Source organism: Pseudomonas sp. D1-1, assembly GCF_051132225.1.
Lineage (GTDB): Bacteria > Pseudomonadota > Gammaproteobacteria > Pseudomonadales > Pseudomonadaceae > Aquipseudomonas.
On sequence record NZ_CP071676.1, the window covers coordinates 3,239,829 to 3,259,832 of the forward strand.

The 20,004-nt window shown below is 60.9% G+C and carries 15 protein-coding genes and 1 pseudogene; 6 read left to right on the forward strand and 10 right to left on the reverse strand.

From position 1 onward, the window contains the following. Nucleotides 1-25: 25 nt before the first annotated feature. The 5 genes from J3P86_RS14565 to J3P86_RS14585 form a co-directional block, all read right to left on the reverse strand. A complete protein-coding gene (locus J3P86_RS14565) occupies nucleotides 26-2,494 on the reverse strand; it encodes a UvrD-helicase domain-containing protein (protein WP_434698270.1) in 2,469 nt (822 codons plus the stop codon). Between the two features lie 220 nt (nucleotides 2,495-2,714). After that, complete coding sequence (pgm, locus tag J3P86_RS14570; protein WP_434698271.1) at nucleotides 2,715-4,361, reverse strand: phosphoglucomutase (alpha-D-glucose-1,6-bisphosphate-dependent); 1,647 nt, start codon at nucleotides 4,359-4,361, stop codon at nucleotides 2,715-2,717. Between the two features lie 92 nt (nucleotides 4,362-4,453). After that, the gene (locus J3P86_RS14575) at nucleotides 4,454-5,851 is read right to left on the reverse strand and encodes a GntR family transcriptional regulator (RefSeq protein ID WP_434698272.1); all 1,398 of its coding nucleotides are present in this window, start codon (nucleotides 5,849-5,851) and stop codon (nucleotides 4,454-4,456) included. Nucleotides 5,852-5,926: 75 nt separating this feature from the next. Continuing rightward, entirely contained in the window at nucleotides 5,927-7,411 is a 1,485-nt protein-coding gene (locus J3P86_RS14580) for a hypothetical protein (RefSeq protein ID WP_434698273.1), read from the reverse strand. Between the two features lie 677 nt (nucleotides 7,412-8,088). Further along, nucleotides 8,089-9,114, reverse strand: a complete 1,026-nt coding sequence (locus tag J3P86_RS14585) for a zinc-dependent alcohol dehydrogenase family protein (RefSeq protein ID WP_305500796.1) — start codon at nucleotides 9,112-9,114, stop codon at nucleotides 8,089-8,091. A gap of 257 nt (nucleotides 9,115-9,371) precedes the next feature. Between J3P86_RS14585 and J3P86_RS14590 the strand changes: the two genes are divergently transcribed. The 3 genes from J3P86_RS14590 to J3P86_RS14600 all read left to right on the forward strand — a co-directional run bounded on the left by J3P86_RS14590 (nucleotide 9,372) and on the right by J3P86_RS14600 (nucleotide 11,337). Next, nucleotides 9,372-10,286, forward strand: a complete 915-nt coding sequence (locus tag J3P86_RS14590; RefSeq protein ID WP_434600907.1) for a LysR family transcriptional regulator — start codon at nucleotides 9,372-9,374, stop codon at nucleotides 10,284-10,286. A gap of 401 nt (nucleotides 10,287-10,687) precedes the next feature. After that, nucleotides 10,688-10,978 (forward strand): type II toxin-antitoxin system ParD family antitoxin, encoded by a 291-nt coding sequence (locus J3P86_RS14595; protein WP_434700649.1) that lies wholly within the window; start codon nucleotides 10,688-10,690, stop codon nucleotides 10,976-10,978. Between the two features lie 2 nt (nucleotides 10,979-10,980). Next, nucleotides 10,981-11,337, forward strand: coding sequence for a type II toxin-antitoxin system RelE/ParE family toxin (locus J3P86_RS14600; RefSeq protein ID WP_434698274.1), 357 nt, complete (start codon nucleotides 10,981-10,983; stop codon nucleotides 11,335-11,337). Between the two features lie 62 nt (nucleotides 11,338-11,399). Here the strand turns inward: J3P86_RS14600 and J3P86_RS14605 are convergent, their stop codons facing one another. From J3P86_RS14605 to J3P86_RS14615, 3 genes and pseudogenes are all read right to left on the reverse strand, one after another. Then, on the reverse strand, nucleotides 11,400-11,954 hold the full coding sequence (locus J3P86_RS14605; RefSeq protein WP_434698275.1) for a hypothetical protein: 555 nt from the start codon (nucleotides 11,952-11,954) through the stop codon (nucleotides 11,400-11,402). 187 nt (nucleotides 11,955-12,141) lie between these two features. Next, nucleotides 12,142-13,026 (reverse strand): annotated as a pseudogene (locus tag J3P86_RS14610) (alpha/beta fold hydrolase). Nucleotides 13,027-13,176: 150 nt separating this feature from the next. Beyond that, nucleotides 13,177-14,145 carry a helix-turn-helix domain-containing protein gene (locus tag J3P86_RS14615; protein ID WP_434698276.1) on the reverse strand — a complete coding sequence of 323 codons (969 nt, stop codon included), beginning with the start codon at nucleotides 14,143-14,145 and terminating at the stop codon, nucleotides 13,177-13,179. A gap of 215 nt (nucleotides 14,146-14,360) precedes the next feature. On the opposite strand from J3P86_RS14615, the gene J3P86_RS14620 reads away from it, so the two are divergent. From J3P86_RS14620 to J3P86_RS14630, 3 genes are all read left to right on the forward strand, one after another. Then, nucleotides 14,361-15,734 (forward strand): aspartate aminotransferase family protein, encoded by a 1,374-nt coding sequence (locus J3P86_RS14620; protein ID WP_434698277.1) that lies wholly within the window; start codon nucleotides 14,361-14,363, stop codon nucleotides 15,732-15,734. Nucleotides 15,735-15,765: 31 nt separating this feature from the next. Continuing rightward, nucleotides 15,766-17,220, forward strand: coding sequence for an aldehyde dehydrogenase family protein (locus tag J3P86_RS14625; RefSeq protein ID WP_434698278.1), 1,455 nt, complete (start codon nucleotides 15,766-15,768; stop codon nucleotides 17,218-17,220). Nucleotides 17,221-17,311: 91 nt separating this feature from the next. Further along, nucleotides 17,312-17,875, forward strand: coding sequence for a cytochrome b (locus J3P86_RS14630; protein WP_434630688.1), 564 nt, complete (start codon nucleotides 17,312-17,314; stop codon nucleotides 17,873-17,875). Between the two features lie 41 nt (nucleotides 17,876-17,916). Here the strand turns inward: J3P86_RS14630 and acuI are convergent, their stop codons facing one another. Both acuI and J3P86_RS14640 read right to left on the reverse strand, forming a co-directional pair. Further along, nucleotides 17,917-18,903, reverse strand: a complete 987-nt coding sequence (acuI, locus tag J3P86_RS14635) for an acrylyl-CoA reductase (NADPH) (protein WP_434698279.1) — start codon at nucleotides 18,901-18,903, stop codon at nucleotides 17,917-17,919. 72 nt (nucleotides 18,904-18,975) lie between these two features. After that, nucleotides 18,976-19,788, reverse strand: a complete 813-nt coding sequence (locus J3P86_RS14640) for an oxidoreductase (protein ID WP_434657505.1) — start codon at nucleotides 19,786-19,788, stop codon at nucleotides 18,976-18,978. Nucleotides 19,789-20,004: the final 216 nt, after the last annotated feature.

Genomic DNA, 20,004 nt, shown 5'->3' on the forward strand with positions numbered 1-20,004 from the left:
TTGTGATTATCGACTGTGACACGTATCAGCCGCGCGCACGGCGATGATCGACAAAGAATGGCTTGCCCGCCGCGACACGGTCCGAGGCTCTGGGCGCGTTGGCGGCTTGACTGTCCTGGCCGTCCACATACCAGTAGCAATGCTGCACCGCCCGCGTGATCCCCACGTATGCCAAGCGCAGAATTTCATCTTTTTGCGCCGTGTCGTACGGTTCGGTGTCGCCGTCCTGGCCCAGCCCGGCCATCCGGTAGACCTGGTTCTTGTACGGCGAACTGGTCAGATGCTGGCAGTCACCCAGCAGGAATACCGCATCCGCCTCAAGGCCTTTCGCGCTGTGATAAGTCATTTGCCTGAAGCGCCTCATTGGCACCGGCAAGCTAGAATCAACATTAACTATTGGCTGAATATGCTTTTCCAACAATGACTTGTCGCTACTTCTTCGATACAGCATCAAGATCGAATCACCCTTCCGGTAATGCTCATCAAGCCGCCGCGCCAACCCTTCGTCATCCCGATCCAGCACATTGACCGGACTTGGCGTTCGTGACACGCCGCTGGCCTTGGCTTTTTTGCCAGGCATGGCCGCCGCCGCGCGCACGACATGCTCGGCGGCGTCGATGATGTATTGATGGCTGCGGTAGTTTTCGGTGAGCATCACCCGCATGCTGGCCGGGGACGGGAATTGCTTGTTGAAGGCCATGAAGAAACTTGGCGAACTGCCCCGCCAGCCATAGATCGATTGCCAGTCGTCACCCACGCACAACAGCGAAGAACGCTGGGCGGCGCGCCCCACATGCAGCGCGGCACCGCGCCTGCGCACTTCGCGCAGGCTCGCTCGGATCCAGGAGACGATCTGCGGCGAAACATCCTGGAACTCGTCGATCATCAAGTGGGCCATCGGCCGCAACAGCGCGTCGTCGAGCAGCTTGAGGTTTTCCTCTGAATGCTCGCTGAACAGCGCAAACATGCGGTTGTAGGTCATGACCGGCGGCGACTGGTCGAGCAGATGATCCTCGAAAGCGCGCCAGAAGCGGCTCAACGCTTCGAAGAAATACCGATCGGGATCGTCATGGGAGAAACTCATCTGGCCCACGGCATCAGGGACATCCAGGGCGAGATTCTCGATGAACCCTGCCGCTGCGACAAAACAGTCCAGCAAAGGGGCGGAGCCCAGCTCTCCCTTGACCTTGTAATCGAACCCCGGACCGGCACTGGCATCCCCGGCCAACGAGGCCAATACGCGCCTGGACTCCTCATAACTATCTAGCCATATCAAAGGTTTACGGCAGAAAGCTTGAAACAGGGTCCGCTTTACAGCCCATTCCGCGCGCAGGCTCAGCTTGGCGCCGGGCCGGCTGAGCCGAGAATCTTCACGTGGATCGAAACCCAGCATTACCCAGGCGTCCAGCGACGGAACGTAACCGTGGGAATGAAACCTGGAACCATTGACTTCAAAGGCCTGGCGTTTCGGCTCGATCCCCTTGATTGGCCAGGCGCCCGCCTTGAACCAGAGATCCTCGATCGCGTCGCACAGTGCTTCGTCGCGCTGGGCCGCCAGTTCAGTCACGGCTATCCGCTTCTGCACATCCGGGTGATCGCGCTCCAGCGTCTTGAGCTGCAAGGCGTGCCGGGAAAGCGGCTTGATCAGCTCGCGGAAACGCTCGTCACGCTTGTAGAGGCTGTGATAACAGGCGTTGAGGTGCTGGCGCTGGACCTCGTTGATGCGCAAGTCGAATGGGCTGGCCAAGGCGCCATCGTCACTTGGCCCGGCGCGAAGGCTCAGCGCCTCGAAGGCCTGGAGCCGTTCGAATCCAGGCAGGCTGCGCACCATGGGCAGGATTCGCGAGTGGAACGTGCGCACCAGCTCGCGTGCCTGCGCCAGGCTGATCGCATGCCCCCAAAGCGCAAACATGTCGATGAGCTTCTGCATGAAATCCTTGCGCGATTCGCGAGTAAACGTGACCACGGTCATCGAATCCAGCTCGAACCCCAGGTAATGACAGAGCAGCACGATGCGCAGTACCAGCGTTGTGGACTTGCCTGCGCCTGCTCCCGCGACGACCGACGTCGCCGGGGTATCGCTGAAAATCATCTTCCACTGCGCACTGCTGGGTTGCGCATGCGCCGGTAGTAGGCGCGCGACGTCGGCCTTGATGCGCTTCTTCAGTTCGGCGGTAAGCGGCAGGCGCCAGTCATCGAACAACAGATCGTCGACTTTAGGCCCCGGATGCTCGGTGCTGCGCGAATCCCTGATCAGCAGGACCTGACGCCCCTCTTCCAGGCCTTCGGCTTTGCCTTCCTTGAAACCATAATCAAAACCCGCGGTGTGCCCGCTACGAAAGCCATCGGCCTGGCCATGCAACCAGGACGCCCGATGCTGGGCGCGCAGGCGCGTCAGGCCATGACCAAAAAATCGCGCAGCCAGGCGCTTGAGCCAGGGCATCTGGGCCAGTGGCAGGAGTTCGGGAGGAAGATCGGGAGTGTGTTGCGACACGCTGAAGGACTCCGGTGTTCAGAACCATGAGGGCTATGGTGTCTGGATTTGCAGCCGGATTCCAGCCAAAAGCTTTGCCGTCAGCTATTTAGGCGATGAAATGAAAGTGACATGGCAGGTTGGCATTGCGCTATTTAAGGGGACTAGGCCCTTCGCCAGCAGGCTCGCTCCCACAGTCAGATTACCTGTGGGAGCGAGCCTGCTCGCGAAAAGGACTCGATCACTGCCCGGAAATTGCGCCATCCACGAGCGCCTGGGCCTCGACCACCAGCTGTTTCAGGTGCTCGTCGCCAATAAAGCTTTCGGCGTAGATTTTGTAGATGTCCTCGGTGCCGGACGGACGCGCGGCAAACCAGCCATTTTCGGTCATGACTTTCAGGCCGCCGATGGCCTGGTCGTTACCCGGGGCGTGGCTGAGGATGCTCTGGATCGTTTCGCCCGCCAGCTCAGTGGACTGGACCTGATCCGGCGACAGCTTGCTCAGCAGCGCTTTCTGCTGCGGGCTGGCCTTGGCATCGACACGTACCGAGAACGGCTCGCCCAGCTCATCCGTCAGGGCGCGATAGGCCTGGCTCGGGTCGCGATCGGTGCGAGCCGTCATTTCAGCGGCCAACAAGGCTGGGATCAGCCCATCCTTGTCGGTGCTCCATACGCCGCCATCCTTGCGCAGGAACGAGGCACCGGCGCTTTCTTCTCCGCCAAAGCCAAGGGAACCATCGAACAGGCCGTCGGCGAACCACTTGAAGCCCACCGGCACCTCATAGAGGCGGCGGCCCAGGCGCTTGGCCACGCGGTCGATCAAGCCGCTGCTGACCACGGTCTTGCCGACCGCCGCATCGGCACGCCATTGCGGCCGATTCTGGAACAGGTAATCGATGGAGACCGCCAGGTAATTGTTCGGCGCCAGCAAGCCGCCACTCGGCGTCACGATGCCGTGGCGGTCATGATCCGGGTCGCAGGCGAAGGCCACGTCGAAGCGCTCCTTCAAACCGATCAACCCTTGCATGGCGTGGCTGGAGGACGGGTCCATGCGGATCTGCCCGTCCCAATCGACCGTCATGAAGCGGAAGGTGGAATCCACCTGGGTGTTGACCACTTCCAGGTCCAGTCGATAGTGCTCGGCGATGGCGGGCCAGTAGCGCACGCCAGCGCCGCCCAGCGGGTCTACGCCCAGGCGCAGCCCTGCACCACGGATCGCATCGAAATCGATGACGTTGCCGAGGTCTGCCACGTAGGTATTGAGGTAATCGTGACGGTGAGTGGTGTCGGCCTTGAGCGCCTGTTCGTAGCTGATGCGCTTGACGCCAACCAACTGGTTGGCCAGCAGCTCGTTGGCCTTGGCTTCAATCCATTTGGTGATATGGGTATCGGCCGGACCGCCATTGGTGGGGTTGTATTTGTAGCCGCCACTTTGCGGCGGATTGTGCGACGGCGTAATGACGATGCCGTCAGCCAGCCCAGTGGTACGGCCACGGTTGTAGCACAGGATGGCGTGGGAAATCGCTGGCGTCGGGGTGTACTCGTCACCCTCGGCGATCATCACGGTCACGCCATTGGCGGCCAGCACTTCCAACGCGCTGGCTCCCGCCGGAGTCGACAGTGCATGAGTGTCGATACCGACAAACAGCGGTCCGTCGATGCCCTGGGCTTCACGGTACAGGCAGATCGCCTGACTGATGGCCAGTACGTGCCATTCGTTAAACCCCAGATCGAACGAACTGCCACGGTGCCCGGAAGTGCCGAACGCGACGCGCTGGGTCGCAATCGAGGCGTCGGGCCGGCCGGTGTAATACGCCGTCACCAGTCGCGGGATATCGATCAACAACTCTGCCGGCGCCGGCTTGCCCGCAAATGGACTGACTGTCATGCAAAACCTCGGAATGGAGTGGCTCGGAAAAATGAAGGCAGTTTACTGACAGTTCGACCATCACGCGACGGGTTCGATCCATCGCCCCGCGATCAGGATTGTTCGAGCCTCAGGGCCTCGGCCAGTGCGCAGAAGGCCGCTTCCCGGCCGCCCACGCCGTCGAGAGCATGAGCCAACCGAAAATGCTGGTCATATCGTCCTTGGGTGCTGAACAGCTCTCCCGGCGCGATGACGATTCGCCGGGCGAGCAGCCGTTGGAAAACCCGCCGCAGATCGACCTGGCGTGAAGAGCGTACCCAGATTGTTGCGCCGCCCTCGGGCTCCTCCCATTGCAGGCAGTCTCCGACTCGCTCGCGCAACAGTTGCGTCGCCGACGTGGCGCTTTCGCGTAGCAGGCGTCGCAATACCAGTAGATGCTGGTCGATCCGGCCATTGTTGTATAAACGCGCAATCGCTTTCTGGCGAATCGGCGAAAGACGAAATGCGCGCAACAGGAAATGACGCTGCAACATCAGCGTCAGCTGGCGCGACAGCACATAACCGTAGGGCGCCTCGGGCCCTATGGTTGTCTCGAAGGTGGAATACACGATCAGCCGGTCCGGGTCGAGCCACTCTCGAAAAGGCAACGAGCCGGGCTCGAATACCAGCTCCGTATGGCTGTCGTTCTCCAGTACCCATGTGCCGTACTGTTCCAGCAGACGCGCCAGTGCTCGCCGGTCGGCTGCACTTTTCAACCTGCTCCTGGGCATGCTCAACACCGAAGACACCATCATCAGGCATACCGTTTCATTCGCCAGCAACCGCTCCAACTGTTCAATATCGATTTCCCCCTCGTCCAGCAAGGGCAGCTCGATGACGCGGATATCGGCCGCTTGCAACAAACGCAGGACGGTCCATTCGCAGGGCGACTCCACGAGCACCGTGTTGCCCTTGAGTGCCAGCACCGCTATCAGGATTTCCAGAACGCCGCGCAAGTCAGCGCCGATATAGACGTCATCGGCACTCCAGCATCGCGACGGTGAAGAGGTGTAGCGTGCCGCCAGTGCGGTTCGCAACTCCTGCTCTCCCCAGGGCTGCAGGGGATGTTGTGAAGCGCGGGGGTACTGGCGCAGGAGCTCGCGTTCAAGCAACAGAAGCGGACTGTCGAGCGGCTGCAACGAAGCCGGTTCATCACCGCTGAGCACCAGCATGCCTGGGCGACGCGCGTTGACGTACAGGGTCTCCAGCAAATCATCGCCATCGCCAAGAGTGGACACGCTGACCATCGGCAATGCGTAGTATCCGGACTTGGCAATCGAATAGACCCGCCCTTCCTTTTCCAGCAGGGAGTAAGCGTACTGGATGGTGGATATGGAGACATTGAGGCGCTCGGCCAACTGCCGCAATGACGGCAGACGCACCCGAGCATCAGCGCCCAGCTCATTGATCAGGTTCGTCAGGTACCGATAAACCGCCTGGTAGGTGAAGTCTGTTTCACGGTGGCCCTTCATGAGACCGGCCCACCGGACCGTACCTTCACCAACCGGGCCTGAGTGTCCACGACAAAATACGTCAAACCCCGTCCCTCAGCGCCGCGCTGCACGTTCGCCGGGACCATCGGCGCCCTGCCCGCCCTGGTCCGTATCAGCGCCCTCCATGGCCGTTTGCGGGTCCGCCCGGATGATTTCCGGCTCCGGCGTGGTGATTCGGGCCCGGTACAACTTGCACAGCATTGCAACGGGCAGGCCACTGACATCAACCATCCAATGCGCCACCTGATCCGTGACCGGGCCGCCCCGCAACGCCCTGTGCAGGTCGGGCATGCCCACCAGCATGCCGGGATGACAGCACCGCAGGAAATGCTCCAGGCCGGCGCCCTTTTCAACGAAGGGCGCAAACAGCATGCAGACCAGTTGCGTTTCGTTCAGATTCAGATTTTTTTCCGTTTCCAGGGCGATCACGGCTCGACGCTCGGGAATCTCCGACGGTGCACCCAACAGCCCCTGGACCTGCTGGCAGACGGGCTCCGGCATACGCTTGCGGTGCATGACCATGATCATGCGTTGCACGTAATCGGTGTAGCCAGCCGCATAGCCGCGCTCCTGCTGATGACAGGCCTGCAAGCCACATAGGTGGGCCGAGAGGTACGGACTCAGGTATTCATGCTCAAGCGATGGCGCAACCAGCTCATCGGAGCTGACGCCGAGGAATTCGCTGAACAACGCCCAGTTGCTTTCTTCCAGCCGCTCGGTGATCAGATCATCGATACGGATGTGCCCGACTTGCCGGCAGGCCTCCAGCCGCCCTTCGGGTTGCCAGACACCCAGGTGCTCCTGGCCATAAAAACGCCGGAACAGGTCACTGCCCAGGAAATCGAATTGGGCAAACAGGCCGTCGAATCCACCCACGGGCTCAAACACCAGACCGATCTTGCGGGTCGCCCGGCGCAACCCGGACAGGAACTGCTTTTGCTGGCGTGGCGTGTCGCAACTGACCCATGAATCCACGCCCGCATCCCAGCGAGCCATGTTCTTGTAGAACTCCGCCATCGCCAGGTAGCCTTCGTCGCCCACGCCCAGGAGGCTGTCGGAGGAACGCAGGTGCCCAAGCATCAGCATGTCAGTGCGATTGGCCTCGCGCCCTTGCGCCGATAACGGCTTGGAGCGATCAAACGGCACCACCTCTCGATTGTCCGCCATCAGCAGCTCTACCCGTGGGTCGTCGTAGAGAAACAGAGCGCTGTAGCAACAGTGGATATTCTCCAGGGTGGCCTGGGTCATCTCGCCCAGGCGTGGCGTGGCGACGCGCAGGTCGAAAGTCGTCGGATGCCGGCCAGCAATGCTCAACTGCGCGGCGCGCAGGGCCGTCAGCGCATAGAACCCCTCCCGACTGCCATTCTGGGCCACCAGCACCCGATAGGTGCCAATTCGTTCAATACCGCCAGCGGCGACGATCAATCGCTGGACCAGAAGCTGCAGTGCGGTCCGTTCCGCACGGGAATAAAATTCCAACAAGCGTTGCAATACCTGTTGATATACGTAAGTCATTGCCTGTTGATGAATTGCACTCATAACTTTTACCTAAAATCCGTTTATCGACGTCGCACCCACACCACGTTGATTGCTCGACGCGCCAGTCGGGTGAATGCCTTTGCCATTTATTAAGAGTATTGACGATACACTTTGCTTTCGCGCGATGTAATTAATCTACACATGTATGGATCGTGCCCCCTGCTTTTCTCTTTTCGCCAAAAGCACCCGTATTCATTGATCTTCGCCCACCTATCAAACCGTCCTAGGAGATTTCTTACAGCGTCCCACAGACAATGGAGACAGAAAACAAGGAATATGCCGAGCGACGCTTTACCTCTTGCCAAGATAATCTTCTTCAAGGCAGCAGGCGACCCAGAGCAAACAACACCCCGGACACTTTAAATAGGAACAAGAAACAGCAGACGGCCGCGCAAACGAGTGCTGCGCAGCAATTCCTCCTTGAGTTCGAGAGTCAGTATTCAATTATCAAGACTTGAGTAATGATTAAAAGATACAGATTGGCGGCAAAAACCAGTTCAGTTGCTTTTTGCAAGATGCCGCCTTTCGACAGCCGGGAGTAAACGGCGTCGTTGATTCGTGCGCAGCCATGCGCAGGCCTGCTGAAGGACAGACACACAGAACGGTCAAGAAGACTGGCCAGGGCGGCCGAAAACAGCGCAAGAGTCGAAACGATGACTCTTGCGCAAGAGAGGAAATCAGGCGGGGTCGACTACCTGGAGGGCAACGCGTTCACGGCAAGGACATTCGCCCATGTACCGATGGGCCTCGACGAACTCGGAGAACGGGAACACCCGAGTCTTGAGGGGCAACAGGACACGGTCGGCGGTCAACTGGTTGATATCACGCAACGCCCGTTGCAACGCGACCTGGTCCTGGAGAATGCCCAGCTCCGGCTTGCCGGTGAAATTGCCGATGCAGTGGACAAAGAACTGGATGTTCTTCTGGAACGCCGCGCAGGCTGGAAACGGTGTCTGGTTGCCGCCCTGCAAGCCATACAGCACCAGGCTGCCACGGGGCGCCAGGACATCGCCGAGCAGCGACATCTGCGGCCCGCCCAAGCCGTCGAACACCACATCGACGCCACGGCTGTCGGTGAGCTTGTTGATTTGCATCAACAAGTCCTGCTCTTCGGTGACGATGACTTTTTCGGCGCCCAGCGACAGCAGGTATTCACGCTCTTCAGCCGTCTTGGTGGCGGCGATCACCCGCACGCCCAACGCCTTGCCAAGTTGCACGAAGGAAGGACCGGCGCAATGGCTGGCATCGGTCACCAGCGCAAACTGCCCGGGCTTGACCCTTGCCAGGTCCATGTAGGCGAAATAGGCGATCAGCAGCGGCGTGTAATGGACCGCGGCCTCGATCGGGCTGAGCACGTCGGGATAGCGGGTCAAAGCGGTGCGCGGCAGGACGATGACCTCACCGTACACCGGATAATCGTTCGGGCTCTCGGCGGGGAAGCTGGCGACTTTGTCGCCTACGGCCAAGTCATCGACCCCGTCGCCGACGGCTGTCACCACGCCGGCCATTTCATGGCCAAGGCCTGAAGGCAGGCGCGCCTGGGACGATGCCAGGTTCTGGCGCCACAGGGTGTCGTACCAACTGATGCCGATCGCTTCGACGCGGACCTGCACTTCTCCTGGCGCAGGAAGAGCCGCCGCATGCTCTTCGCATTTGAGCACCTCGGCACCACCAAACTTGTGAAAACGGATCGTGCGGGACATCGCAAACCTCGTCAAAGTAACCTCTAATGCCATGAACTCTATCCGGGCTTTGTAGCCAAGACCATCAGTGGCTATTAATAGTCGACATGCCTGTCATTGATTCCGCAGCAAGAAAACTGAACCGGCCCTGTAGGACCCCGCCCTGAAAAATGCAATTAGCCGGTGCAGAGTACCAGCCTTTCCCCGTAAGATTCATGCCGGCCATTGTTCCCATATGGCCGCCCACGTCAAGCTTGCCGAATCTGCCAGGACCCCAGATGAATCGTAATGACCTGCGTCGTGTCGACCTGAACCTGTTGATCGTGTTCGAAACATTGATGCATGAGCGCAGTGTGACCCGCGCCGCCGAGAAATTGTTCCTCGGCCAACCGGCCATCAGCGCCGCGCTGTCGCGCCTGCGCAGCCTGTTCGACGATCCGCTGTTCGTGCGCACCGGGCGCAGCATGGAGCCCACCGCGCGGGCGGTGGAAATCTTCGCCCTGCTCTCTCCGGCCCTGGATTCGATTTCCACGGCGGTCAGCCGGGCGGCGGAATTCGATCCTGCCACCAGCACCTCGGTCTTTCGCATCGGCCTGTCGGATGACGCCGAGTTCGCCCTGCTGCCGATGCTGCTCAAGCGCCTGCGGGCCGAAGCGCCAGGCATCGTGCTGGTGGTGCGCCGGGTCAATTACATCCTGATGCCGGGCTTGCTGGCCTCCGGCGAAATCTCCATCGGCGTCAGCTACACCGACGACCTGCCGGCCAACGCCAAGCGCAAGGTCTTGCGCCGCAGCTCGCCGAAAGTGCTGCGCGCCGACACCGCGCCGGGACGTCTGACGCTGGACGAATTCTGCGCCCGCCCCCATGCGTTGGTGTCCTTTGCCGGCGACTTGAGCGGGTTCATTGATGAAGAGTTGGAAAAGCTCGACCGCAAGCGCCATGTGGTATTGGCCGTACCGCAGTTCAACGGCCTGAGCACGCTGCTGTCGGGCACCGACATCATCGCCACCGTGCCCGACTACACCGCCGAAGCACTGACCGCCGCCGGCGGCGTGCGCGCTGAAGACCCACCGATCCCCGTGCGCAGCTTCGAACTGCACATGGCCTGGCGCGGCTCCCAGGACAACGACCCGGGCGAACGCTGGTTGAGATCGCGGATTCAGATGTTTTTTGGGGACCCTGAGAGTCTTTAGGCGTTGTCTGGCAGGCTGTTTATCTGACCATTTTGCCTTTCGACAAACCATGGAGCTCCGTTCACTTCCAGTGGATGGCTACATTGGGGGCACATCTGAGGGCATGCTTTGGATGGTTTGAAAAGGATGCCCCCAGCCTAAGGCCAAGTGGGCTATTGATGAGGATACCTCCCACCGGACACTCTGCGATTCGATAGGCCGGCCTGAAGCTTTCAGCGGAACGACGGGCACTGATCTGCAGGTCGCTTTATTATGGGCGGATGACTTTGAACCTTGCTGATTGGCGCCGAGTCAGCCATCACCTGATCGCTGGATATCGGCCCCAAGCTATTCTCCTGAGCGAAGATGGCATAATATGCCAACAATCAAAAGTACCTGTTTGCATAGAACTGGAGCTAGTTATTGCGACGCGAAACGTTGTGCTCACCCCTCACCAGGAACAGGTTATCCATGACTTGGTGCAGTCCGGCCGTTATCAGAATGCCAGCGAAGTGATGCGAGAAGGTTTACGTTTATTGGAGCAGCGTGTCGCCGAAGACAGCGCCAAAATCGAGGCCCTGCGTCAGGCGACCTCAATCGGCATCATGGATCTTGAGCACGGGCGCTTTACTCAGGTGACCGAAGGGGATCTGGAGCACTACCTCGAGGGCTTGAGCCTGGAGGCAGCCCTCCCCACGCGCGAGAAACACTGAGCATGCCGCAGTTTCGGATTTCCAACCCGGCGCGCGCCGACATTGTCGACATTCTCAGGCTCTCGCAGACGCAGTTCGGCGATCAAGCTCGTCAGCGCTACCAAGCGCTGATCCCCGCGGCGCTGCAAGCGCTTGCCGACACGCCTTATCGCATCGGCAGCCACGACCGCGATGAGCTTGCACCGGGCCTTCGCAGCTATCACCTCATCTATTCACGCCTGCAGGCCAAACAAACCCATGGAACGGTCAAAAGCCCACGCCATATCGTGTTCTATCGTGTGGCAAACGACGACGTGATCGAGGTCGTCAGGCTCCTTCATGACGCCATGGAAGTGCCGTTGCACTTGCCTAACGATTGATCAGCAACCTGGCCCAACGGCTTAACTGGCCAGGAATAGCGAACTATCCGGAAACCAGCGGTTTACTTGCCCAGAATATTCTCCAACGCAGCGGTGTGGCCGGACGGGTCGTTTACGCTGGACATCACTTCGATGATAGTGATGTTCTGATCGTTCATCGTCATCAACGAGGCCATCAGTAGTTTCAGGCCGTTGAAATCGTCGGTGCCGTCCAGGCGGTACATCTTCAGGCCGTTCACCTGAATGGTCTTCTCGCCAGTCATGCGAAAGTTGGCTGACGCGGCCTGCTGCTTTTCCTTCACGGTATCCACGGCAAGGCGAAACGCAGCGTCCTGGGTGGTGCCCGCAGTCGGCGCCGGACCTTCGGTAACGATGATGGCCCGCTCGCTTTTCGGATCGAAGTACATCGTGCCGCCGTTGTCGCTGTTCAAGGTACGGGCCTCGACGCCGTTCAGCACGAACTTCAGCTTGCCGCCTGCCAGGGACACCGCTTGCGTATCCGATGCCGTCGTAGCGGTTTTTTCAGGCGAGGCAGCAACTGCCAGGGTGGCCGCGCCGCTCAAGGCAGCAAGCACGCACAAGGAACGGGTCCAGCCCAACAGCAAATGCTTCGACATTGATAGCGCCTTTGTTTTCAGGCCGTCGACTACCGACGGCCTGTCGTGCGAACAGCCTAACTTACTTGCCTGCTCATTTGCCCAGGATGTTGTGGGGGCGCTGGTTCCGGGTTGTTGCTGGGGTTGGATCGGGATGACCAGCAGCATCGAGCCTAAGTCTCACGACTTGGGCAGCCTGCCAAGGAAGTCAACCACCGACGCTCAAGATCCCGTCAGCAAATTTTCCTGGCGCCTCTTGAGGCACGTTGTGGCCAATGTCTTCCAGGATTTCCCGGCGATACGACCCCGTGAAATGACGGGCGAATGGGTCCTCCTCGGCAGGCGGATCAACCGCATCAGCGCCACCCTCCAGAACCAATGAAGGCACCCCGATCCCGGGTTGTGCGGCAAGCCGGGATTCTATGTTCCGATAGGCTGGATCTCCCTTGACCAATCCGAAACGGTGACGGTACGAGTGTGTTACCACGTCAACAAAGTCGTCGTTCTCAAACGCTGCAGCGGTCGTTTCGAACGCCTCCTGGGTGAACCTCCAGGTGGGCGATCACATGCGCCATAACAAGCGGCAGAAATCCTTTCTGTTCGAGGTCAATCCAGCGCGACCACGGCTACCGTGAAGATAGTACTGATACCAGAGCAGGTGCTCAGCCTCGGGAGAAACAGGCTGGTGCGCTTCAGCGATATTCTGAATACTGTAGCCACCACAGCTGACCAAACCGCTTACCCTTTCCGGCCATAGCGCGGCGACGATGCAAGCCGCTCTTCCGCCCCAGTCATAACCCGCAAGTACAGCTTTTTCGATTTTCAGTGCGTCGAGAAAAGCCAACAGGTCGGCTCCTATTGCCGCCTGCTCTCCAGAGCGCATTGTCTGCTCATCCAGAAATCGGGTGGGGCCGTAGCCACGAAGGTAAGGCGTCAAGCATCGCTTTCCAGCTGAAGCCAGGATCCTGGCGACTTCTTCGTAGGCATGCACGTCATAGGGGAAGCCGTGGAGCAACACGACGGGGGCCCCGTCGACCGGACCGACCTCCAGATAGGCGATTTCCAGAACACCGGCTTTAACGGTTTTCATCATTGCCTCCAGCATGGCACCTGCGATCGAAAAATCGGACAAGGAAAAACACGCCCATGCTCAATGAATCGATAACCTCGCCTTCCATCAGAAGCGACAAGCGTCCCGCCCGGAATCGACGCCAGCGCACCGCCGATTGCGCCAGGAAAACCTTCAGGCATGGGCGCAATCGGGAATGGCGGCGCGGGCAGTATGGGAGGGCAATTCCGCGAACAGCTCCTGATACTCCGCGGCAAAATGGCTGAGGTGATAAAAACCCCATTGGGCGGCGGCGTCGCCGATCGACAGATGGGACGCCCGGGTAGACATCAAGGTCCGGCGCACACCGTTGAGCCTGACGGAGCGCAGATAGTTGATTGGCGTGGTCTCGGCAACCGAGCGGAAGCTGTTCTGCACGGTACGCCGGCTCACCTGGAGGCGCTGGCAGAGGTCGTCCACGCTGGGCACGTTGTTCAGTTCCGCGGTCGCCAGACGGTGGCATTTTTCGACAATGTAACTGCGCGTCGAGCTTGGCGTGCGCTGCTGCTTGTCGCAGGCCGGATCGGTCATCAGTTGCAGCAACTCGCCGAGCATGGCCTGTTCCAGCGCCAGCTCGCGATCTTGCGTCGGGTCGAGCTCTTCGCTTGAGACAGCCAGGGAGAATGCCGCCAGCATGCGACGGCGGGCGTCGGCATAACGTTGAGTGGGCAGCCTGATGACCGGCTGCCGCAGCAATTGACCGATTTCCTTTGCCGAGGTGGTTTGTGCCAGCGCCTGCTCGAACCATTCGCGCTCGAAGGTAATGGCCAGCAGCTCCATGCCCATCGGCATATGGAACATGAACTCCTCGCCCCCGTGCAGGAAGAACAGGCTGCTGTCGTCGACCTCCCGCCCTTGCATCCGGATCGAACCCGGAACCGTGATGGGCACGGCGAAACACATCTTGCCCCGGGGCGCGACGCCGTGCTGCACGACACGCTGGTTGATCTTCTCGCGGAATACGTGGCAGCGCGCGGTGCTCAGCTGTATGAGCGAGCTCTCGGCCGAGCCGGCGGTCAGTTGGTTGTAATCCTGGTTCCACTCCTGGACGGTAGCGGCGTGAACATGAATATCGCGGAAATGGCTGATGTTGTGGTTTTTCATGATGACAAAAGCCTCTGCCGATATTCTTGTTTTTGGGATCGTCTTTGTGCGCAATATTCTCACGATAGGAGAATTCCGCAAATTTATTTGATTAGCTGTCAGCACTCATGCCGGAACGCTTGTGGCGGCCAGCCAATGTGCCGATTCGGGCTACCGGCCGCGCACGGGCGACGGGGATGATCGGGACACTGAAACCGACATCCTGAGAGACCGTCATGAGTGAAGCCAAACTTGAATCCCTGCATTTTGCGGATGCCCCGCGGATCACCTCCGCCATTCCCGGCCCCCGGACCATCGAGGCCCTGGCGTTATCGGCGCGTACCGAGTCGATGGCGCGCGGCGGCGGACGCATGCCCGTGGCCATGGACCGGGCTTTTGGCGCGACCTTCAAGGACCCCGATGGCAACACCTATATCGACCTGTCCGCCGGCGTGGGCGTCAGCAGCGTAGGCCGCTGCCATCCGAAGGTGGTGCAAGCGATCCGTGAACAGTCCGAAGTGCTGATGCACGCCCTGGAAGTGAACAGTACCCGGCGCACCGAACTGGCGGCGAAGATTGCCGAAATCGCTCCCGACGGCTTGCGCGGCGATTGCATAACGTTCTTCACGCAAAGCGGCAGCGACGCGCTGGAAGCCGCGGTCAAGTTCGCCAAGCGCATTACCGGGCGGCATCAGATCATCGCTTTCCACGGTGGCTACCACGGCGTCTGGAACGCCTCGGGCGCGCTGACCACTGGCACGGCCTACCGCAAGGGCTACGGTGCCCAGATGGGCGGAGTCATTCATGCGCCCTACCCTTACGCCTATCGTTTTCCCTTCGACACCACGCACAAAAGCGCCGAGCAGATCGCCGGCGAATACGTGGATTACTTGCTGAACACCCCTTACACAGCGGCCGATGACGTGGCCGCGGTGATCGTCGAACCGGTCCAGGGCGAAGGCGGCTACGTGCCCCCGTCGCCAGAGTTCCTGCAATTGTTGCGCAAGGCCTGCGACCGCAGTGGCGCGTTGCTGATCGTCGATGAAGTGCAGTCCGGCGCGGGACGCACCGGCAAGATGTGGGCGGTCGAACATTCAGGCGTGAAGCCCGACATGCTCACCTTCGGCAAGGGCATCGGCAGCGACCTGCCGATGGCGGGCCTGATCATGCGCTCGGACCTGGCGGCGGCGATTCCTGACGGCTCGGTGCCCAATACCTTTGCCGCCAACTCACTCTCGGCGGCAGTGGCGCTGACCAATATCAGCATCCTCCAGGACCCCGAGCTCGACCTGCTCAACCGCGCCCACACGCTCGGGCTGGAAGCACAGGAACGCATCCGCGGTTTCGACAGCCCGTTCATCGGCGAGGTGCGCGGTCGCGGCCTGATGATCGGCATCGAGCTGGTCGAGGACCCGGTCACCAAGGCGCCGCTGGCGCCGGCCAGGATCGGCCAACTGATGGGCTACCTGCTGAACCACGGCGTACTGATGATTCCCTGCGGTCGCTACAGCAACGTGATGCGGGTGATGCCTTCGCTGACGATCCCACGCTCGATGTTCTTCAAGGCCCTGGACATTTTTGGCGACGCCCTGGCCACCCTCAAGGCATGACCGTCCACTTCACCTAATTACGGATCGCAAAATGACCCAGCACTTCAAGCACTTCATCGAAGGCGCGGCCGTCGAAGCCTCCGACGGCCGCCGCATCCCCCTCGTCGACCCCGTGACGGAACAGGCCTACGGCAGCTCAGCACGCGGCACCGCCAAGGACGTCGACCGTGCGGTGAACGCTGCACTCGACCAACTCGAGCGTGGCGCCTGGAGTCGGCTTGACGGCGCCCAGCGCGCGCGACTGCTGTCTAAACTGGCTGACCTGGTCGAGCGCGACACCGAACAGCTCGCCGACCTCGACGCCAATGCCATCGGCCGCTCCCCCCTCGAACCGCGCCGGATGGACATCCCCAACGCCGTTGCGAACCTGCGCGCCGCCGCCGGCTGGGCCAATCAGCTGGAGGGCCGGACCATCCCCTCCGGCGGCTATTTCGGCACCAGGACCCTGTCGTATACGGTGCGCGAACCGGTGGGCGTGGTCGGCGCCATCGTGCCCTGGAACTCACCGCTGATGATCACCGTCTGGAAGCTTGCCGCGTTACTCGCGGCAGGCTGCACGGTGGTCATCAAGCCTTCGGAAGAAACCCCGCAATCGGCCCTCCATCTGGCGGCGCTGGCCCAGGAAGCGGGCTTCCCCGACGGGGTGATCAACGTGGTCACCGGTTACGGCGATGAAGTTGGCCGTGCCCTGTGCGAACACCCGCACGTCGCCAAGATCAGCTTCACCGGCAGCCCCGAAGCGGGTCGCGAAATCCAGCGCACCGCCGGTGTGCTGTTCAAGCGCGTCGCCCTGGAGCTGGGCGGCAAGAGTCCGCAGATTGTCTTCGACGACGCACCCTTCGACGATGCGCTGCACGGCTGTTCGCTCGGCCTGTTCGTCAACCAGGGACAGATCTGCGCGGCCGGCTCGCGCATCCTGGTCCAGCGCGGCATCGCCGAGCGCTTCGCCGCGGCGCTTGCCGATGCGGCACGAGCGGTCAAGGTCGGTGATCCTCGGCAAGCTGGCATACAGATGGGCCCCGTGGCCAAAAAGGCCCAGTTCGAGCGCGTCAACCGGTACATCCAACTGGGCATCGAGCAAGGTGCCACGCTGTTGGCTGGCGGCGTATCGACGCCCGAAAGGGGCTGGTTTGTCCAACCGACCATCTTTGCCAATGCACGCAATGACATGGCGATCGCCCGGGACGAGATCTTCGGCCCGGTCGGCACCGTGATCACTTTCGACAGCGAAGACGAGGCTCTTGCCTTGGCCAACGATTCGGCCTACGGCCTGGCGGCGACGGTCTGGACCAACGACCTTGCAAAAGCGCATCGCGTGGCTGGCGCGGTGAAGGCCGGCGCCGTGGGCGTCAACTGCTGGAGCCCGCTGGACGCCAACCTGCCTTGGGGCGGGGTGAAAGCCAGCGGCATTGGCCGTGAGGGCGGATTTTCCGGCGCGTTGGCCTACACCGAAGAAAAAGTCATCACCGTATTGCTGCCCACCTGATAGCCATCCCTGCACTGACCGAGCGACCCTCGATGCGCTGATTACCCGAAGGTCGCTCAGGTGCATTTTTGTTACCGATGGAGAGACCGCGATGAATCCGGCAAATCAAACCCCTGTTGATCGGTATCCTACATCCCTGCGACTCCTGCATTGGACGCGCGCCGTGCTCATCGCAGGCCTGCTCTGGGCAGGCTGGCACATGACCGGGCTGGATGACGAAGTGGCGAGCAAATACGAGCTTTATTATCCGTGGCACAAATCGTTCGGGGTGTTGGCATTCTTGCTGGTCCTGGTCCAGATCGTCTTGCGCGTGCGAACCCCCAGGCTGCCGCAGCCGCCGGAATCATTGGCGCGCTATGAACGGGTTTCGTCAAGACTTGCGCACCGTACCTTGTATGCGCTGCTGGTGATCGTGCCGTTGATGGGCTATTCGATGTCGAGCACCTACACGATGAGCGACGGGGTGTTCTTCTTTGGCGTGAACCTCCCGGAGCTCCTTGGCAAAAATGACGATTGGTTCGTTGTCTTCCAGTGGCTGCACAAGGTGCTCGCCTACACGCTGCTCGGCCTGATCCTGCTGCACGTTGCCGGCGCGCTCAAACACCGGTTCCTCGACCGCGATCCCCGAAGCGACGTGCTGCGCCGCATGCTCTGACAGCTTTGCAAACCCTCGTCGGACACCGCGGGAGGCCTTGATTATGCGTTCACATCAACGACCGTACGCCCGCGTACCTTTCCTTCCAGCACCTGAGCGGCGACCTGCGGAACCTGCGCCAGGCCGACGACCTGCGTGGTCCGGGCGAGCTTGTTCACGTCGAGATCCCGGGCCAGTCGCGCCCATGCCTGCAGGCGGACGTCTTGCGGAGCGTTCACCGAGTCGATACCGGCGAGGGTCACGTTGCGCAGGATGAAGGGCAGCACCGAGCCGGGCAGATCCGCCCCCTGGGCCAGGCCGAAAGCGGCGACAACGCCACGATATCGAGTCTGTGCCAAGGCGTTGACCAAGGTATGGCTACCGACCGAATCGATGACGCCGGCCCAACGCTCCTTGGCAACCGGAGCACCCGGCTCGGACAAGGTGTGGCGATCGATGATCTCGAAGGCGCCTAGATCGCGCAGATAATCGGCTTCTTCCGGGCGGCCGGTCGAGGCAATCACCCGATAGCCCAGGCCCGACAACAGTGCGATTGCAACCGAGCCCGCGCCGCCGTTGGCGCCGGTCACCAGAACGTCGCCACGCTCAGGCGTCAGGCCACCGTGCTCCAGGGCCAACACACTAAGCATCGCGGTATAGCCGGCGGTGCCGATGGCCATGGCCTGGCGGGTCGAAAAAACCTCCGGAACCTTCACCAGCCAGTCGCCGCTCACGCGCGCCTTCTGGGCAAAGCCGCCGTGGTGGGTCTGGCTCAGCCCCCAGCCGTTGAGCAGCACCCGATCGCCAGCCTGGAAAGCGGCATGACTTGAGCTTTCGACAACGCCGGCAAAGTCGATGCCGGGAATCAGCGGAAATTGGCGGATCACTGGTGTGCGACCGCTAAGCGCCAAGGCGTCCTTGTAATTGACGGTGGAGTACTCGATCGCGACGGTGACGTCGCCGGCCATCAGGTCCTCATCCTTGAAGTCGACCAGGCTGGTGGAAATCACGTCAGCGGTTTTGGTGCAAATCAGCGCTTTGAAGGTCATCGTTGGTTTCCTCTTCATTCTGAGCGGGTCGGGGCCAACGCAGCGAATGCGGGCGCTGGCCCGGCTGGCAATTCACGCGAGCTGCAGGGCCTTGCGGATGCCCGTGTCCAGCACGCCAGCCGGCGCGAAGCGACGCATGAACTGCAACTGCGCGGCTGTCTTGCCGGCGGTGTAACGCAGCTTCGGCCGCTCGGCGCGAGCAGCCTTGAGCACCACGTCAGCCACCACGTCGGGGCCCTCGGCGGTCGCCATTGCCTGGTTGACGACCTTCGTTACCTTAACCCGAATGTCCTCATACACGTCCAGCTTGGCGTCGGCCTGCAGGCTGTTGCTTTCGAATGCCGTGCGCGTATAGCCGGGCTCGATGACGACCACCCGGATGCCATGGGTACGCAACTCGTGGTCCAGCGCTTGGGAATAGCCATCCACCGCATGTTTGCTGGCCACGTAGAGCGCCACATAAGGTACGGATACGACACCAAGAATGGAGCCGATGTTGATGATTCGACCGCTGCCCTGACGTCGCATGTGGGGCACAACGGCGCGGGTCATGCGCACGACACCGAGAAAATTGGTATCGAAGACGGCCTTGGCCTGCTCGATCGAGCTTTCTTCCGCCGCGGCCGGAGCAAGCCCGAAGCCGGCATTGTTGACCAGCAAATCGATACGCCCTTCCCGGCGCAGCAGCTCGGCGACAGCTGCGTGGACGCTGGCGTCGTCGGTCACGTCCAGCGCCAGCATCGAAAATGCCTGATGAAGCGCCGGTGTACCTCGCCGGCTAGTGCCATATACGGAGTAGCCAGCCGCCGCGAGTCGGTTCGCAATGGCCTCCCCGATGCCGGACGAAGCGCCGGTCACCAACGCTACGGGTTTAATGGTGGTCATACAGTGTTCCTCTGGCTGCCTGGCGGGATCCGGCATCAACGCGTGTCGGGAAACTCTATGATGATGATCATAATTATAGACGTCAATACTTTTGATTTCGACTGACATCTAATTTACGAGAGCGACAGGCGGGCATAATCACCAGCGGCAGATCGACGCGGTGCAGTGCGTTGAGGGAGAATCGTCGTCGGCCCGCGCCGCTAGCGCTTGGAAACG

Coding starts and splice junctions, on each gene's coding strand:
- pgm (WP_434698271.1), bottom strand. CDS start 4,361: ATGACAGTCAGTCCATTTGCGGGCAAGCCGGCGCCGGCAGAGTTGTTG.
- J3P86_RS14575 (WP_434698272.1), bottom strand. CDS start 5,851: ATGAAGGGCCACCGTGAAACAGACTTCACCTACCAGGCGGTTTATCGG.
- J3P86_RS14580 (WP_434698273.1), bottom strand. CDS start 7,411: ATGAGTGCAATTCATCAACAGGCAATGACTTACGTATATCAACAGGTA.
- J3P86_RS14585 (WP_305500796.1), bottom strand. CDS start 9,114: ATGTCCCGCACGATCCGTTTTCACAAGTTTGGTGGTGCCGAGGTGCTC.
- J3P86_RS14590 (WP_434600907.1), top strand. CDS start 9,372: ATGAATCGTAATGACCTGCGTCGTGTCGACCTGAACCTGTTGATCGTG.
- J3P86_RS14600 (WP_434698274.1), top strand. CDS start 10,981: ATGCCGCAGTTTCGGATTTCCAACCCGGCGCGCGCCGACATTGTCGAC.
- J3P86_RS14605 (WP_434698275.1), bottom strand. CDS start 11,954: ATGTCGAAGCATTTGCTGTTGGGCTGGACCCGTTCCTTGTGCGTGCTT.
- J3P86_RS14615 (WP_434698276.1), bottom strand. CDS start 14,145: ATGAAAAACCACAACATCAGCCATTTCCGCGATATTCATGTTCACGCC.
- J3P86_RS14620 (WP_434698277.1), top strand. CDS start 14,361: ATGAGTGAAGCCAAACTTGAATCCCTGCATTTTGCGGATGCCCCGCGG.
- J3P86_RS14625 (WP_434698278.1), top strand. CDS start 15,766: ATGACCCAGCACTTCAAGCACTTCATCGAAGGCGCGGCCGTCGAAGCC.
- J3P86_RS14630 (WP_434630688.1), top strand. CDS start 17,312: ATGAATCCGGCAAATCAAACCCCTGTTGATCGGTATCCTACATCCCTG.
- acuI (WP_434698279.1), bottom strand. CDS start 18,903: ATGACCTTCAAAGCGCTGATTTGCACCAAAACCGCTGACGTGATTTCC.
- J3P86_RS14640 (WP_434657505.1), bottom strand. CDS start 19,788: ATGACCACCATTAAACCCGTAGCGTTGGTGACCGGCGCTTCGTCCGGC.